This window comes from Saltatorellus ferox (assembly GCA_007751475.1).
Classification (GTDB): Bacteria; Planctomycetota; UBA1135; order UBA1135.
In genome coordinates this window covers 1,605,298-1,619,783 of sequence record CP036434.1, presented here as the reverse complement: position 1 = coordinate 1,619,783, position 14,486 = coordinate 1,605,298, and the positions used below count along the sequence as shown (strand labels likewise).

Annotated in this window: 13 protein-coding genes; 5 read left to right on the top strand and 8 right to left on the bottom strand. The window is 68.4% G+C overall.

Features of this window, described 5'->3' with window-relative positions:
- Positions 1-14: 14 nt before the first annotated feature.
- Positions 15-773: a queuosine precursor transporter gene (locus Poly30_RS05960; RefSeq protein ID WP_145195265.1), complete on the bottom strand. Its 759-nt coding sequence runs from the start codon at positions 771-773 to the stop codon at positions 15-17.
- 135 nt (positions 774-908) lie between these two features.
- On the opposite strand from Poly30_RS05960, the gene Poly30_RS05955 reads away from it, so the two are divergent.
- Positions 909-1,379 carry a hypothetical protein gene (locus Poly30_RS05955; protein ID WP_145195263.1) on the top strand — a complete coding sequence of 157 codons (471 nt, stop codon included), beginning with the start codon at positions 909-911 and terminating at the stop codon, positions 1,377-1,379.
- Between the two features lie 45 nt (positions 1,380-1,424).
- Here Poly30_RS05955 and Poly30_RS05950 read toward each other — a convergent pair whose 3' ends face one another.
- A complete protein-coding gene (locus tag Poly30_RS05950; RefSeq protein ID WP_145195261.1) occupies positions 1,425-1,994 on the bottom strand; it encodes an elongation factor P in 570 nt (189 codons plus the stop codon).
- A 12-nt stretch (positions 1,995-2,006) separates the two neighbouring features.
- Positions 2,007-2,882, bottom strand: coding sequence for a bifunctional DNA-formamidopyrimidine glycosylase/DNA-(apurinic or apyrimidinic site) lyase (gene mutM / locus Poly30_RS05945; protein ID WP_145195259.1), 876 nt, complete (start codon positions 2,880-2,882; stop codon positions 2,007-2,009).
- Positions 2,883-2,992: 110 nt separating this feature from the next.
- Between mutM and Poly30_RS05940 the strand changes: the two genes are divergently transcribed.
- Positions 2,993-3,616, top strand: coding sequence for a helix-turn-helix domain-containing protein (locus Poly30_RS05940; protein ID WP_145195257.1), 624 nt, complete (start codon positions 2,993-2,995; stop codon positions 3,614-3,616).
- A 34-nt stretch (positions 3,617-3,650) separates the two neighbouring features.
- Here the strand turns inward: Poly30_RS05940 and Poly30_RS05935 are convergent, their stop codons facing one another.
- Complete coding sequence (locus tag Poly30_RS05935) at positions 3,651-4,004, bottom strand: Rieske (2Fe-2S) protein (protein ID WP_145195255.1); 354 nt, start codon at positions 4,002-4,004, stop codon at positions 3,651-3,653.
- Positions 4,005-4,034: 30 nt separating this feature from the next.
- Here Poly30_RS05935 and Poly30_RS05930 point away from each other — a divergent pair, with 30 nt between their 5' ends.
- Both Poly30_RS05930 and Poly30_RS05925 read left to right on the top strand, forming a co-directional pair.
- Positions 4,035-5,444 (top strand): alkaline phosphatase family protein, encoded by a 1,410-nt coding sequence (locus Poly30_RS05930; protein WP_145195253.1) that lies wholly within the window; start codon positions 4,035-4,037, stop codon positions 5,442-5,444.
- 156 nt (positions 5,445-5,600) lie between these two features.
- Complete coding sequence (locus Poly30_RS05925) at positions 5,601-6,653, top strand: outer membrane beta-barrel protein (RefSeq protein WP_419191013.1); 1,053 nt, start codon at positions 5,601-5,603, stop codon at positions 6,651-6,653.
- 25 nt (positions 6,654-6,678) lie between these two features.
- On the opposite strand, the gene Poly30_RS05920 is transcribed toward Poly30_RS05925, so the two are convergent.
- The 4 genes from Poly30_RS05920 to Poly30_RS05905 all read right to left on the bottom strand — a co-directional run bounded on the left by Poly30_RS05920 (position 6,679) and on the right by Poly30_RS05905 (position 12,329).
- Positions 6,679-8,790 carry a DUF5060 domain-containing protein gene (locus Poly30_RS05920; protein WP_145195249.1) on the bottom strand — a complete coding sequence of 704 codons (2,112 nt, stop codon included), beginning with the start codon at positions 8,788-8,790 and terminating at the stop codon, positions 6,679-6,681.
- Positions 8,791-8,939: 149 nt separating this feature from the next.
- Positions 8,940-10,043, bottom strand: a complete 1,104-nt coding sequence (locus tag Poly30_RS05915; RefSeq protein WP_145195247.1) for a hypothetical protein — start codon at positions 10,041-10,043, stop codon at positions 8,940-8,942.
- 58 nt (positions 10,044-10,101) lie between these two features.
- Positions 10,102-11,304 (bottom strand): MFS transporter, encoded by a 1,203-nt coding sequence (locus Poly30_RS05910; RefSeq protein WP_145195245.1) that lies wholly within the window; start codon positions 11,302-11,304, stop codon positions 10,102-10,104.
- 38 nt (positions 11,305-11,342) lie between these two features.
- Positions 11,343-12,329 carry a small ribosomal subunit Rsm22 family protein gene (locus tag Poly30_RS05905; RefSeq protein ID WP_145195243.1) on the bottom strand — a complete coding sequence of 329 codons (987 nt, stop codon included), beginning with the start codon at positions 12,327-12,329 and terminating at the stop codon, positions 11,343-11,345.
- Positions 12,330-12,401: 72 nt separating this feature from the next.
- On the opposite strand from Poly30_RS05905, the gene nadE reads away from it, so the two are divergent.
- On the top strand, positions 12,402-14,384 hold the full coding sequence (gene nadE / locus Poly30_RS05900) for an NAD(+) synthase (RefSeq protein WP_145195242.1): 1,983 nt from the start codon (positions 12,402-12,404) through the stop codon (positions 14,382-14,384).
- Positions 14,385-14,486: the final 102 nt, after the last annotated feature.

The following is a 14,486-nucleotide window of genomic DNA, read 5'->3' as shown; positions in this document are numbered from 1 at the left end:
GCGCGGCGCGCGATTCACGCGAGCGGGGCTTCGGCGCGGGCCGGATCGTGCGCGATGCCCAGCCAGCGCTCCAGCCCCGCCCGCGAGGCGTAGATGAGCGGCGTATCCAGGGTCGCCATCAGCACCTTCACGGCGTAGTTGGCCACGATGATCGCCCCGATCGGCTCCCACTCCATCCCGAGCCCGAAGCGCAGGAAGATGGAGTTCACGATCGCAGTGTCGACGAGCTGGCTGATCCAGGTGGAGCCGTTGTTGCGCAGCCAGAGGTGCTTGCCACCGGTGACCTTCCACCAGAAGTGATAGAGCCTCACGTCGAAGAGCTGCGCGACGAGGTAGGCGGTCATGGACGCGAAGAGCAGCGTCCCCGGGGCCGAAAAGGTGGCGTGGAAGGCGTTCTGGGTCGATTCAGGAGTTCCGAAGCCGAATCCATCGAGCATCCAGATGGGCGAGGGCGGCAGATGGATCGCGATCTGCAGGATCAGGAGCATCAGGAAGCTCATGATGAACCCGGACCAGACCATGAAGGTCGCTCGCCGCTGGCCCCAGATCTCCGCCACGGTGTCCGTCAGGAGAAAGGTCAGCGGATAGGTGATGATGCCCGAGGTCAGGGTGACGGTCGGGCCGCCGGACAGCCCCTGGAGAAAGGCCGGCACCCCCACTTCGAAGAGCTTCGTGCCGATGACGTTGGTGAGGACCAGCGTCACCATGAAGAGGCCCGCGAGGAACGCGAACGTGGCCTCGGCGCGCGGGAACGGATCGCGGGCGTCCTGCATGGCGGCATTCTCCCCGATGGGGGCTCCGAATTGTTAGAGTCCGCGGCCGATTCACGGCGACGCGGCAAGCGGCCGCGCCACGCACTCGCCCCACCCAGTTCCGAAGTCGAGACTTCGGCCCGAAACTCTCCCAGCATGCAGGTCATCGAACAGCTCAAGGCCATGAAGGAAGATCGCTTCCTGGCCATCTACGAACAGCTAGCCCAGGACGGCTACGGGCCGCTGGATGGCGAGGTGGCGAAGGTCCTGAAGTTCCGCCCCCTGGCGATCAAGAAGCTGCCGATGGAGAAGCGCGCGAAGACCGCGCAGTCCCTGCTGATCCGCGGTGGAAACGCCGAGCTCTGCTACGAGCTTTTCGGCACCTACCTGATGACGAAGACCAAGGATCTCGTGATCGACTTCCTCGATGGGACCGACGTCCAGCACGAAGAGGGCATGGTTCAGAACATCGAGGAGCAGAAGCCCGCGGGCGACAAGGTCGCGGCGACGGTCGCGGAACTCGACAAGAAGTACGACGTGGGCGACGTGACGCTGTACCTGTCGATGGCGGCCGAGCAATGGCCGTCGGTGCCCGAGGTCGACTCGGTCTGGCGGATGCGAGGGTAGACCCGGTGAGGGGCCGGGTTCGAATCCGGCCCCTTCATGGGGGCTCTACTTCTCCCGCTCGATGAAGTGACCGTCGCGAGTATCCACCTTGATCCGCGTGCCGATCTCGACGTAGGCGGGCACGGGCACGTTGAGCCCGGTCGAGCAGACCGCTGGCTTCAGCTGCGCCTGGGCGGTCGCCCCCTTGATGCTCGGGTCGGTTTCGATGACCTCGAGGGCCACGCTCAGCGGAAGCTGGATCGACACCGTGACACCGTCGATCAGCATCGCCTGGATGCCTTCGATCCCGTCGGTGATATAGAGCTCATCACCGCCGAGGTCCTCCTTCCCGAGGTCGAACTGCTCATAGGACTCATCGTCCATGAAGTACCAGCGAGACCCGTCGTTGTAGAGGTAGCTGGCCTTGTGGCGCTCGAGGTCCACGTCGCCGAACTTCTCACCGCTGCGGATCGAGTCGGTGTAGAGCTGGCCGGTCTTGAGATTGCGGAGCTTCGTCTTGTAGATGGTGTTGCCGCCGCGCGCCGTGGGCGTCGAAACGGTGTAGTCGACAATGATGCAGGGCTCGTCCTTGTAGACGAGGCAGACGCCTTTTTTGAAGTCAGTCGTTTCGATCATGGCGCGCAGATCTTACCGACGCTTTCCCGGAGCGCGAGGCGCTGGCTGGCATCTCGTGCAGATATGTGTCCCCCTCTGCGCCACCACGAGGCGCTTGATGGGGCGGCCGCAGGTCGGGCAGGGCTTGCCCTCTCGACCATAGACTCGGAAGAGATGCTGGTAGCTGCCCGGCTGGCCCTCCGGGGTCCGGTAGAAGGCGTCGAAGCTGGACCCCTCGCGCTCGATGGCCTGGCGCAGGGTCGACTGAATCGCCCCGTGCAGCGCCCGGGCTCGGTCCTTCGGCACCTGGTGAGCCGAGCGCTCCGGGTGGAGGCCCGCCTGGAAGAGGCTCTCGTCCACGTAGATGTTCCCGAGCCCGGCCAGGAAGGTCTGGTCCAGAAGCAAGGGCTTCAAGACCCGCTTGCGAGCCTTCAGCGCCCGGATCAGCCATTCCTCCGTGAACTCCTCCCCCAGGGGCTCCGGGCCGAGGTCCGCGAGGGCCTCGAGGTGGTCCTCCACGAATCGGAAGCGCCCGAACTTCCGTACGTCGAGGAAGCGAAGGGTCGCCGTGCCTCCCGCGGGCCCCCGAAGCCCCAGGGAGACACGTTCGAAGGCCCCCTCCCGATCGGCGTGGCCCGGCTGGGCATCCACCACCAGCCTCCCCGTCATCCGGAGGTGGCACAGGATCGAACCCGCGGGCCGGCCGGCACGCTCCAGATGGAGGACCACCCACTTGGCCCGCCGTGTCACCTCGGCGATGCGCGATCCGACCACGCTTGCCTCGAACTCGGCGACGGCTGGTCCGCCCAGGGAGCGGAGCCAGCTCGCCCTGGCCCCCGTGATGACGCGCCCCTCCAGGTGCGGCCGCACCAGGGCGGCGGTGGTTTCGACTTCCGGAAGCTCAGGCATCGCGCATAAGCGTAATCGAAGGCCAAAAGTCTTTCGGGGATCCTGCCGATAGCCCCGGAACCACCCCCGGCGCCAGCCCCCCCCCACGCCGCGAGCGAAGAGGACCAGCGATGACCCAATCCGACCTGAACACCCGCCGGCAGCCCACCGTCCCCCGCAACGACGAGGCCTCGCTCATCGCCTCTTGCCGGATTCAAGCAGGGCTAACGAGGGAACAGCTCGGGGCCCGACTCGGCGTCCCGGAGCACCTGGTCGACCTCTGGGAGTCGCCGGGCTACGAAGGTGTCGACCTGCCGCTCCTGCGGCGCGTCGCCGCTGCCACCGGCTGCGACCTGGAGATCCGCTTCACGCGGCCCAAGCGCAACGTCGTCGCAACTGCCACCCGCACGGCCGCCGCGGCCCTCGTGTTGCTGGCGTTCACCGCCCTCCCCGGCTGCATCACGGAGACGGAGTCGAGCCTCCGGACCCCCCACGCGGGCGCCATGAGCACCCAGGGCGTGATCATCGAGGGCGATCTCGAGGCGATCTGGCTGGACGTCCAGCAGACCGTAACTGGGATGACAAACCAGCCGCTCCTGAGCCGCGGCGTCGAAAAGTCCTTCACGACGACGGTGAACGGGGCCCACCTCGACGTCCTCGTCGAGCGCTACAACGCCGAGCGTACGATCGTTCACGTGAACTCGACCGACGCCGGGATCGCCGACTACGTCCGCCAGCGGATCACGCTCCGCTGATGCCCGAGAGGGTCCCTCCGCGGACCCGCCCCCGTCAGACGAAGACTTCCAGGTCGTCCCCGATCCTCTTCGCCTTGTAGCGCCGCGCTGGCGCGCAGGCGACGCCTTCGGCCTTGCCGGTCTTCGGATCGAAGAGATAGCGGTGCAGCGGGCAGATCGCGTACTTGCCCTTCTCGAGCGGCCCTGTCTGGATCTGGCCGCCCTGCTCGTGGGGACAGCGCGCGTCCAGCACGTGGACCTCGCCGTCCGTCTTGCAGAGGATGAGGCGCTTGCCGCCCGCGAGCGGGTCTCCCAGGTCGACGCTGCGCGCCGTCCCTTCCTCGAGGGTCGCGCCCCCAGGAACGATGACGCCGGATCTAGAGAAGAGTCTGAAGAGCTTCTGGAGCATCGCGACATGGTAACGACGTAGCATCTCGCCATGCAGCCGGTCCTGCTCCTCGATGTCGTCGGATTGACGAAGGCCCAGATCTCCCCGGAGATCACCCCCCATCTCCACGCCCTCGGGGCGCGCGGGTCGGTCGCCCCGATGGACTCGATCTTGCCCGCGGTCACCTGCAGCGCCCAGGCCACGATGCTCACGGGCACCATGCCGTCGGAGCACGGCGCGGTCGGCAACGGCTGGCGGGATCCGAAGAGTTTCGAGGTCGCCCTCTGGCGCCAGTCGAACGCGCTCGTCGACGGCGAGAAGGTCTACGAGGCCGCGAAGAGGCTGGACCCGAGCTTCACCTGCGCCAAGCTCTTCTGGTGGTGGAACATGGGAGCGGCCGTCGACCTCTCGATCACGCCGCGGCCCTACTACCCGGCGGACGGACGCAAGATCCCCGCGATCTACGCCTGGCCGCCCGAGTTCGGCGAGGAGACCGAGGCCGCCCTCGGCGCCTTCCCCTTCTTCGATTTCTGGGGCCCGAAGGCGGGGCTGCCGTCGAGCCGCTGGATCGCCGACGCAGCGATTCGGACGCTGCGCGAGAAGCGCACGACGCTCACGATGGCGTACCTGCCTCACCTCGACTACGACCACCAGCGCTTCGGCCCCAAGGCCGCGCGTTCGATCGAGGCGCTGAGGGAGATCGACGTCATCGTCGGCGACCTCGTGGCGGCCGCCGACGAGGCGAGCGCCGCCGTGATCGTCGTCAGCGAGTACGGGATCACCGAGGTCTCCAAGCCCGTGCACATCAATCGCGCGCTTCGCCGCGCCGGCCTCCTGCACGCGCGGAAGACGCCGAACGGCGACGTGCTCGATCCCTTCGGCAGCCGCGCGTTCGCCCTCGTCGATCACCAGGTCGCCCACGTCTACACCCAGGACGACGCGGCCACGGCCGAGGCGCTCCGGGTCCTCGAGGGAGTGGACGGCGTGCAGTCCATCCTCGACGCAGAAGGCCAGCGCGCCGCTGGCATCGCGCACCCGAACGCCGGGGACCTCGTGGCGCTCTCGGCCCCCGACGCCTGGTTCACCTACTACTACTGGGACGACCCGGCCGCCGAGCCCGACTTCGCCCGCACGGTCGACATCCATCGCAAGCCGGGCTACGACCCGCTGGAGATGCTGGTCGACCCCGCGCTCAAGGCGCCGATGCTCCGCGTCGCCCGGCGCCTCGCCCAAAAGAAGCTCGGATTTCGCTACCTGATGGACGTGATCCCCACGGATGCCACCCTGATCCGCGGCAGCCACGGGCTCATCCCGAACGACCCCGCGGAAGGGCCCGTCTGGCTCTCGACCCTGCCGTTCGGCCAGGGAAGGGAGTGCACACCCGCCCCGGGAGCGACGGGCACGGTGCCCATGACCAGCGTGAAAGATCGGGTCCTGGCCGCGCTCCAGCGCCCGCATTGACCTCCATTCATCTCGGGAGGCGCATCTATCGTCTGGGATGACTATCCTGGAGGCCCCCACACAGATGCTTGCCCTGCGCCTTTCCCCGTTCCGAACGGAGCCCGCAGCCGGTCGGCGCCCCACCCCAGTCCAATGAGAATCGAAAACCCCCGCACGATGAGGAGCCTCTGCGCCCTGGGCGCCAGCCTCCTTCTGTCCACCTCCGTGGCCGCTGCGCAGACGCCGCTCGAAATCGAAGAGGCCGTGGACCAGTCCGAGGCTGCGTTCGAGCGTTCTTCCGAGGGCGTACTGCGCATCGACGATGCCGACGGCAGCGCCCTTGGCGTCGTCGAGTCGTCGTTCGCTGCCCCGAACCTGCGCCAGGACGATCCCACGAGCGTCCCTTCAGAAGGCTACTTCTTCGACGAAGATCAGCCGCGCGCGTTCTGGCGCTCCCAGAACGGTCGCCGCATCGTGCACCCGATGTCCGCGCCGAACTACAACGACGATGCGTACATCACGAGCGACATCCGCGGCCACTACATGAACCACCAGTTCCCGCGCAACGGCGTGACGAACGGCGGGGCCGCGCGCACGTACGGCTTCCAGTTCCGCAAGGCGATCGACGAGCGCTTCCAGTTCCAGGTCTCGAAGCTGGGCTTCAACGACGTGCACCTCGGCGGCTCGGAAGAAGCTGGCCTCGACGACCTTGCGGTCGCGATCAAGTATGCCTTCCTGCAGGACTGGGAGAGCCAGACCCACGCGTCCATCGGCGTCGGCTACGAGCTGGGCATCGGCGACGATGACACGCTCGGCGGTGACGACGAGTTCCGCGTGTTCGGCGCCCTCAACAAGGGCTTCGATCGCTCGCACTTCGGCCTGTCCGTCAACGCGCTCTTCGCGACCGGCTCCGAGAACGTCAACGGTGATTCCGATCGCCTGTCGGCCCACCTTCACTACGACTACGAGGTGAACGACATGTTCAGCCCGATCGTCGAGCTGAACTACTACAAGACGCTCAGCAACGGCGCGCCGGTCACGCCGTTCGGCGGCCTCGACCTCGGCAACTTCGGCGGCAACGAGGACGAGGATTCGCTGAGCATCGCGATCGGCGGAGAGGTTCGCCTCCAGCGTGACCTCGCCGTGCGCCTCGGCTACGAGTCGCCGTTGACCGATAGCGTGGACCTCTGGGGCTACCGCTGGACCGCTTCGGCGATCTGGCGCTTCTAAGAATGCGTCACCGGACGCCGCTCCTTCAGAGCGGCGTCACCCGCAGGACCCAGTCGACATCCGGGTTCAGCGGGGCGCCCGCGGGCGGTTCCGGCCAGAAGGCCTGCGTGGGATCGAAGAACTGATCCGGCCCCTGCTCGATCCCCGTTCGCGGGTTGATCCAGGTGGCTCGGAAGGTACGGGTCCCGGGAGCGCCGCTCCACAACGGAGCCAGACGACCGGGCGAGACGGAGGCAGACGGGCCGAGCGCCGGCAGGTACACCAGCACGCGATCGCGCTGGGCGCCGCCGAGCGGGCCGCTGACCTGGGCGAGGACTTCGGCGTCACCGTACACGGGATGCAGCGGCGCCACCGCGCTCGTCCAGAGGTCGTCCGCGGCGCCGAACTGCCCGACGTCACGGAACGTGGTCTCGATCAGCTCGCGAGCGATGGTGGTCTGGCGCAAGAGCGTGGCACGAGTCCTGAAGTCCTCCGTGTGAAGGTCACCGCCGCCATCCTCCAGGGGGTAGAGCCCGAAGTACCAGAGCAGGCCCGCCCCCGAGAAGAGCGAGTCGTAGAGAACGCGACGCCTGCGATCCTCGGTCCCCGCATGCGGCGCGTTCGCCCACGCGTTCGGGTGAAGCTCGGACCCGGCTCCCGTGAGGTAGTAGCCCGGCTCGTCGATGTGCACGACCACGCGGCGTCCGATGTTCAGGAAGCGGCCCGCGACGTCTTCGGCGAGGTCGCCATAGAGGCGCGCGGTGCCGGCCTCGTCGCCGCTGATCTGGAGCGACACGCAGTCGATCCAGTTCGCGGCGCCGCTCGCGATCATCGCGCTGTAGAGCGAGAGATCGTTGTAGTCGACGTGAACCGAGCGCGGATGGCGCAGGTGATCCCAGCCGCGAATCCACGTGGCCATGTCGCGGAGTTCCAGCGGCGTGAACTGGGCGAACGTCGAGGCGCCGGGCGCGGCGTTCTCCTCGCAAAGCGTCCACTCGAGGCCAGGCAGGTAGCCGAAGTGCGCGGCGAGCTGCTTGAGAAAGAGGCGCCGCCGCGTGCTCATCGCTCCGCCGAGCCAATCGATGTTCGTGGGCTCTCGTTCGGCGAGCACGAGCTGGACGAGGATGCCTCGGGCCTGGGCGTGGCGAAGGACGAGGTCCCACTGGGAAAGCCGCCGCACCGCGTAGTTCAGCGCGTCGGCCGGGTCGGCCGGGAACCGCGCGCCGCCGCTGTTGGAAACGAATGGGAACGTGTCTCGACCGTCGCCGCCGAGGTTCATGGGCATGACGTAGATCGCGTTCGCCCCGAGGTCCGCCAGGTCATTGAGCGCGCCGATGATCGGGCGGCCACGGCCGCCGCCCCAATCGGGATCGCCCGCGCGCCAGTGGCCGCGATGCGCTTCGAACTCGTGGAGAAAATCAGGCGCGCCTCCGAATTCCCCGGGTGGCCCGCCGTCGATGCCGTCCACGGCGCCGTCGAAGCCAGCGTACCCGAGGAAGTTCTCGGGGCTGCCGACGCCCGCCTTCACGAAGAGCGAGCGATCCGCATGGCGCAGGCGCCCGGCGCCGTCGGCTTCGATCGGGCCGCGCGCGAAGAAGCCCGGCGCCCCCAGATCCGGCGGGTCGACCAGCAGCCGAAGCGTGCGGCCGAAGACCGGGATCCCCGCCGTCGAGTTCGGCGTGTCGAGGTTGATCGCTTCGCCATAGCGCAGGATCGCGGTCGCGCTCCAGCTGCCGGGGATGGCGGGCGGCGTGAAGCGCACCTTCCAGACGCTGCCGCGGCCGCCGCCTGCTCCGTCGCCCGCGAAGAAACCGGGCACCCGCACGATTCCGCCATCGGGACGAACGAGCCGCAGGTCCATCCTCCAGTCGAGCCAGGGGTTGCCGGGCGAGGCGTCGTTCTCGTCGGGCGCTCCCGCGTGAATCGGTGATAGAACGCCCGTCTCGAAGGTCAGCTCGAGCGGTTGCCAGGCTGGAACGCGTACGCCTGGAAGGGAGGGGAGCCCGCTGTCATCGATGGCGGCGGGTGGTGTCCCGCCTCCGCCTCCCCCGCTGCCACCTCCGGATCCGCCTCCCGATCCGCCTCCCGATCCAATGTCCGCTTCGCTTGCTCCCCCGCCGCAGGAAGCCAGGGCGAGGCTCCAGCCCAGAAGGGCCAAGGCAAGGCCGCGGCCAGCTCGCGCAGCGCCTCTGGTAAGGGAACGGTCAGCGCGGGGAGAGGTCGAATTCACAGTCGCCAGGATGCAGGAGGACAAGCGATGGCGGAGAAGAAAAAACTCTCCGACCCATGCGGTCCGCACTGCCGGCCTCAGGCGGGCCGATTCTCCTCGATTTTTTTGAGGAGCGTACGTGCGCCCGGAGCATCGCCCCCCATCACCACGAAATGGCCGGTCCAGATCGCGTGCAGCAGCATGGTGACTTCTTCGTCCGTCTGCATGTCCGCCGAGTCCACGAGCAGCAGCACCGGGTCCATGCGAAGGGCTCTGCCGAGACTGATCAGGAAGTTCGTGGACTGATCGGTCACCACCCGGATCGCGCCGTAGGGCTCGAGCTGTTCGGTCAGGCCATCGAGCTTCGAGGTCTTGACGCGATGGAGCTTCGCGCCGTCCGAGGACTCGATCCCCAGGATCTCGGCGATGGGGTCCAGAGCGCGCCGGAACTCATCCAGCTGTTCGGTGGACAGCGCGGACCCCGAGCCGTCGAAGTCGACCCAGGCCGCGAGCGCCTCCGGCATCCCCTTGCCACCGGGCGGAACCTCCCGGTAGAACCGCTCCAGCTCGTCATCCGGCGCGCCGTGTTTCCAGAGCGCGTACATGGCAGCGCTCTGCGCCCCGTGCGGCCCCGACGCGACGACGAGGCACTCTTCGGTCGCACGGTCGGTGAAGCCCACGGCGCAGCCGGGATAGCGGCAAGCCCCTTCCGTGGGCAGGGCGATCGACCGCTGCGGCGGATCGCCGGCTTCCATGTCCTCCAGCACCAGCTCCTCGGGCCAGCGCTCGATCAAATCGAACAGTATGTCGACCGCGCGGTCGAGCACGGGTTCCCAGACGGGCGTCACGATGCTGAACATGGGCTCCCCACGCTCTTCCGCCCGCACGGCGCGCCCACGCTCGGCGGTCCAGCGCATGAGCAGCCCGATCTCGGGATCGACCGTCTCGACGACCCGACCGATCGCCGCCACCCACCGCGGCCCATCGAGATCCCCCTGTGCGTGGCCCTGGATCCAGAGGTGGAAGTTGTGCCCGCGAATGCCGAACCAGAACTCGCCGACGATCCACTCGACGCGCTCCAGGTTCGAGAGCATGGCCCAGGCTTCCCCGACCGAAATCCCCGCTCCGGATCCAAGCTTGGCGTCCACCGCCTCGCGAAGGTCCGAGCGGTCGCGAAGACCCTTGGCTGCAAGTTCCGTCATGGTTTCGGAGCTTATCGACGCTCTGACAACAGCGAAAGGGTGCCCGCGCCCTCGAACGTCAGGGGCGCCGCAGCGTCCAGGCGAGGAAAGGGAGCGGCAGCGCTGCCAGCGTCATCACCACCACCGCGTTCGAGTAGCCGCCGACGAAGCCCGCGAGCACCCCGGCGAGGTAGGGTCCGAGCGCGGCCCCGGTGACCACCGCAGTCGATGACGCTCCGCGGATCGCGCCGTGATGGGCCCTTCCGAAGAAGCGCGCCAGCGTCGTGCCGCCCACGGCCCCCATCAACCCGTGGCCGATGCCCAGGGCCGCCATGCCCGCGTGCGCCAGGACCGGGGTCGGTGCGAGGGCCGTCCCGGCCATCCCGATCAGGAGGAGCACAAGGCCTGTCGCCAGGATGCGCGCGGGCTCCTTGCGGTCCACGAGCACCCCGCCGACGAGGGTGGACAGGAGACCTGAGGCTGCGAACGACACGAAGGTCGCGGCGGCGACCTCCTCGCCCAGGCCCGCCTCGCCGAGCAGGGTCTGGAGGAGAAAGTGAACGGCGGTGAGCCCCGCGCCGAGGTACGAACTCGAGCCGACGAGGATCCAGAACGCGCGCGTACGGCGCGCCTCGGAAAGCGTGAAGCTCGGCTCGGTCGGGGTGGTGATGGCGTCAGCGGCAGCATCAGCGGCAGACGCGAGCGGCTTCTTCTTCGGGTCCTTGTCGAGCAGGACGAACGCTGCGAAAAGCCCGATCAAACCCGCGCCCGCCGACATCCTCCACGCGGCCTCGCGCCAGCCATGACTCTCGATCAGCGCCACGGCGATCTGCGGCGCGGCGGCGATCGCGCCGGAGAACGTCGCGCCCTTGATTCCCTCGACCGAGCCGAGCTTCGCGTCGAAGCGGAGCGCTAGGGCATGGCTCGAGGAGAGCGTCAGCACGCCCTGGCCGAAGAAGCGCAGGAGATAGAAGGCGGCCGCGAGCGAGACGAAGCCCGCGGCGCGTGAGAGCGCGAAGCCGGCGAGCGCCAGGCCGACCGAGGCGACCGCCGCCAGGTAGCGCGGGCCGATCCTGTCCGCGAGCCTCCCCGCGTGCGTCAGGGACGCCGCCGAGGCCAGCGTTCCGATCAGGTACGCGGCCGCCAGGTCGGAGGCCTCGAGATCGAGGCTCCCGCCGATCGCCTCGGTGAAGTTCGAGATGACGAACGTCTGCCCCGGCGAGGAGATGCACATCACCGTCAGGGCCCCGAAGACCGCGATCGACCTTCGAGTGGATCCCATGGGCCGGGAGTCTATCGGCTATCGCCCGAGGCCTGTCATCAAACGGGCTCGATCCCGGCGTCCGTTTCTTTCAGGAAGCGGAAGTCGCTCGGCGACTTCTTGAGGTCCTTGAAGAACGCCTTGTCCTGGCGCTGGAGCATCTGCGACTCGCGCACGCCATCCGCGTCGCAGAGATCGAGCAGCACGCGACCGCGCTGGAAGCGCGGCCTTTGCAAGAGGCGCGCGCCCTCCTGCTTCGGATCCGCCAGGCCGAGATCGCGGCGCCGAAGCGCCAGGAACGAGTACGGCAGGCTCCGCAGATCGATGCGCAGCTCGCGGTGGATCTCGGACCACTCCCCCGTCGTGTGGACCTCGGCGGGCGCCTTGGCGAACAGGTGACACCAGTCGCGCTTGTGATCCGGAGTCAGCATGCCGCAGCTCGCCTGGTGGGTGCAGGGGCCGAGGACCTGGAAGTCCTGGAGCAAGGACTCCCGCTGACGGACGAGCTCGCGCGACGTACGCTTCGACCCCGGCTCGACCCAGAGGACGTGGCCCGCGCGGGCGATCGTGCCGTGCAGGACACCGAGCCCCTCTTCGTCGAGTTCGTCGAGCACGTGGCTCGCGAGCGCGAGGTCCGCCGCGTCCTCGGGAGGCTCCGTGACCGCGATCACCTGGACGGCCGGGAAGGCCTCGGCCACCGAGCGCCTGGCGAAGGCGAGCACGGCGTGGTCCCGATCGAAGAGCGTGATCGACTCGATCCCGGGCATCCGGCCGAGGACCTTCCGGGCCGCGATCCCGGTGCCGGTCCCCCAGTCGACCACGGTTTTCGGCGCGGGCAAGCCATGCCGATCCTCGATCTCGTCGAGCACCGCGTCCCACTTCCAGCCGATCCGCGCCGCGAAGATCTGGTCGTAGAGCTCGATGTCGCGGCGGTCCTGCCAGTACCTGGGGGCCGCCTCGCCCTCGGATCGGTCCTCCATTCCGAGAAGAGTGGCCCGTAAGTCTCGAAGTCGGTCGAGGTCCTGTTGCTTGAAATAGGTTCCCATGGGTTGCCCGGCGGCTAAGTGTAGGATATACACTTTATCATCACGCCTGTTCCGGTGCCCCTACAAGCTGCCATGGATCGCATCCACTTCGCCACTGCGGCGGTCAACCAAACTCCACTCGACTGGTCCGGCAACCTCGATCGGTGCAAGCGCGCGATCGCGGAGGCCCGCCGCCGAGGGGCCACCGTCGTGCTGCTGCCCGAGCTCGCGCTGCCGGGCTACGGCTGCGAGGACGCCTTCCACGCGGCCCACATCGAGCACCGGTCGTGGGAGTCGCTCAGCGCCCTCTGCAGCGACGTGACGGCCGGGATGGTCGTGGGCGTCGGGCTGCCGGTCCTCCACCGCGGCGCGCTCTACAACTGCGCGGCCCTCATCGCGGACGGCAAGCTCGTCGGCATCGCGGCCAAGCAGCACCTCGCCGGCGACGGCATCCACTACGAGCCGCGCTGGTTCAGGCCCTGGCCGCCGCAGAAGAGCGTGATGATCTCGGCGCGCGACCTCCCCACCTTCGATGGCGCGAAGAAGATCCCCATGGGCGAGCTCGTCTTCGACATCGGCGGCTACCGATTCGGCTTCGAGATCTGCGAGGACGCCTGGGTGTCGGATCGACCCGGCGCGCGCCTCGCAGCGCTCGCCGTCGACGCGATCCTGAACCCGAGCGCGAGCCACTTCGCCTTCGGCAAGCGCGCCCGCCGCGAGCGCCTCGTGTGCGACGCGAGCCGCTCGCTCCACGCCGTGTACGTCTACTCGAACCTCGTCGGCAACGAAGCGGGGCGCGCGCTCTACGACGGCGCCTGCTTCATCGCGGTCGACGGCAACCTCGAAGCGGTGACGCCGCGCTTCAGCTTCGACGACGTCTGCCTCACGGACGCCAGCATCGACCTGGAGGTCGTCCGCCGCGGCTACCGCCGAACCGTCAGCGCACCGAGCACCGTGGAGGACCCCGAGGGCATGCTGGTCGCGGTGCCCTTCGACTGGCCGGAGGCGAAGCCGCCCGTGCCTGCGAAGCCGCTCCCCGAATGGGAGCGCGGCATGGACTCGGTGCTCGCGTTCGAGGAGTTCACGCGCGCCGAGGCGATCGCGCTCTTCGACTACATGCGCAAGGCCCATAGCCGTGGCTACGTCGTGTCGCTGTCGGGCGGCGCGGACTCCGCGACCTGCGCGGCGCTCGTGGCGCTGATGGTGCAGCTCGGGACCGCCGAGCTGGGCGTCGAGCGCTTCGCAGAGCGCCTCCGCATCGACGCGTCGAAGCCGCTGGTCGAGCAGCTCCTGATCTGCGCGTACCAGCCCACCGAGAACAGCGGCGACGTCACGCGGCACGCGGCGGCGACGGTCGCGGAGGCCCTCGGCGCACGCTATCACGTGGTGGACGTCCAGCCGATGCTCACCGCCTACCGCGCCGCGATCGAGGCGGCGCTCGGCCGCGAACTCACCTGGGAGCGCGACGACATCACGCTCCAGAACCTGCAGGCGCGCGTGCGCAGCCCCTCCATCTGGGCCCTCGCGAACGAGCACAACTCGATCCTCATGGCGACGAGCAACCGCTCGGAGGCGGCCGTCGGCTACACCACGATGGACGGCGACTCCAGCGGCGGCCTCGCCCCGATCTCGGGCGTCGACAAGAGCTTCGTGCTCGCGTGGCTGCGCTGGATGGAGAAGACCGGCCCGAGCGGCATCGGCCCCTTCCCGTCCATGTCCGTCATCACCGCCCAGCAGCCGACGGCCGAACTCCGTCCGAAGTCCGCGAGTCAGCGCGACGAGGACGACCTGATGCCCTATCCCGTGCTGGACGCGATCGAGGAGCTCTACATCCGCGATCGACTCGCGCCGCAGGCGGTGCTCGATGCCCTCGGCGGCCGCTTCCCCGAGTTCGACCGCGAGGACCTGAAGGGCTGGGTCCGGCGCTTCTACGGTCTGTGGGTGCGGAACCAGTGGAAGCGCGAGCGAATCGCGCCGTCGTTTCACCTGGACGACGAGAACCTCGATCCGAAGACCTGGTGCCGCTACCCGATCCTGGGCGGCAACTGGGGCGACGAGCTGGCGGCGCTTTCGTAGCGCTGGCCCGGGCCTGGGTTGGCGACTTCTCGCTCAGGCTCCCGGAAAAAATGGCCGATCTTCAAGGAGCGGCGCCTCCCCCGGAGCCGACCGTTCGCCCCC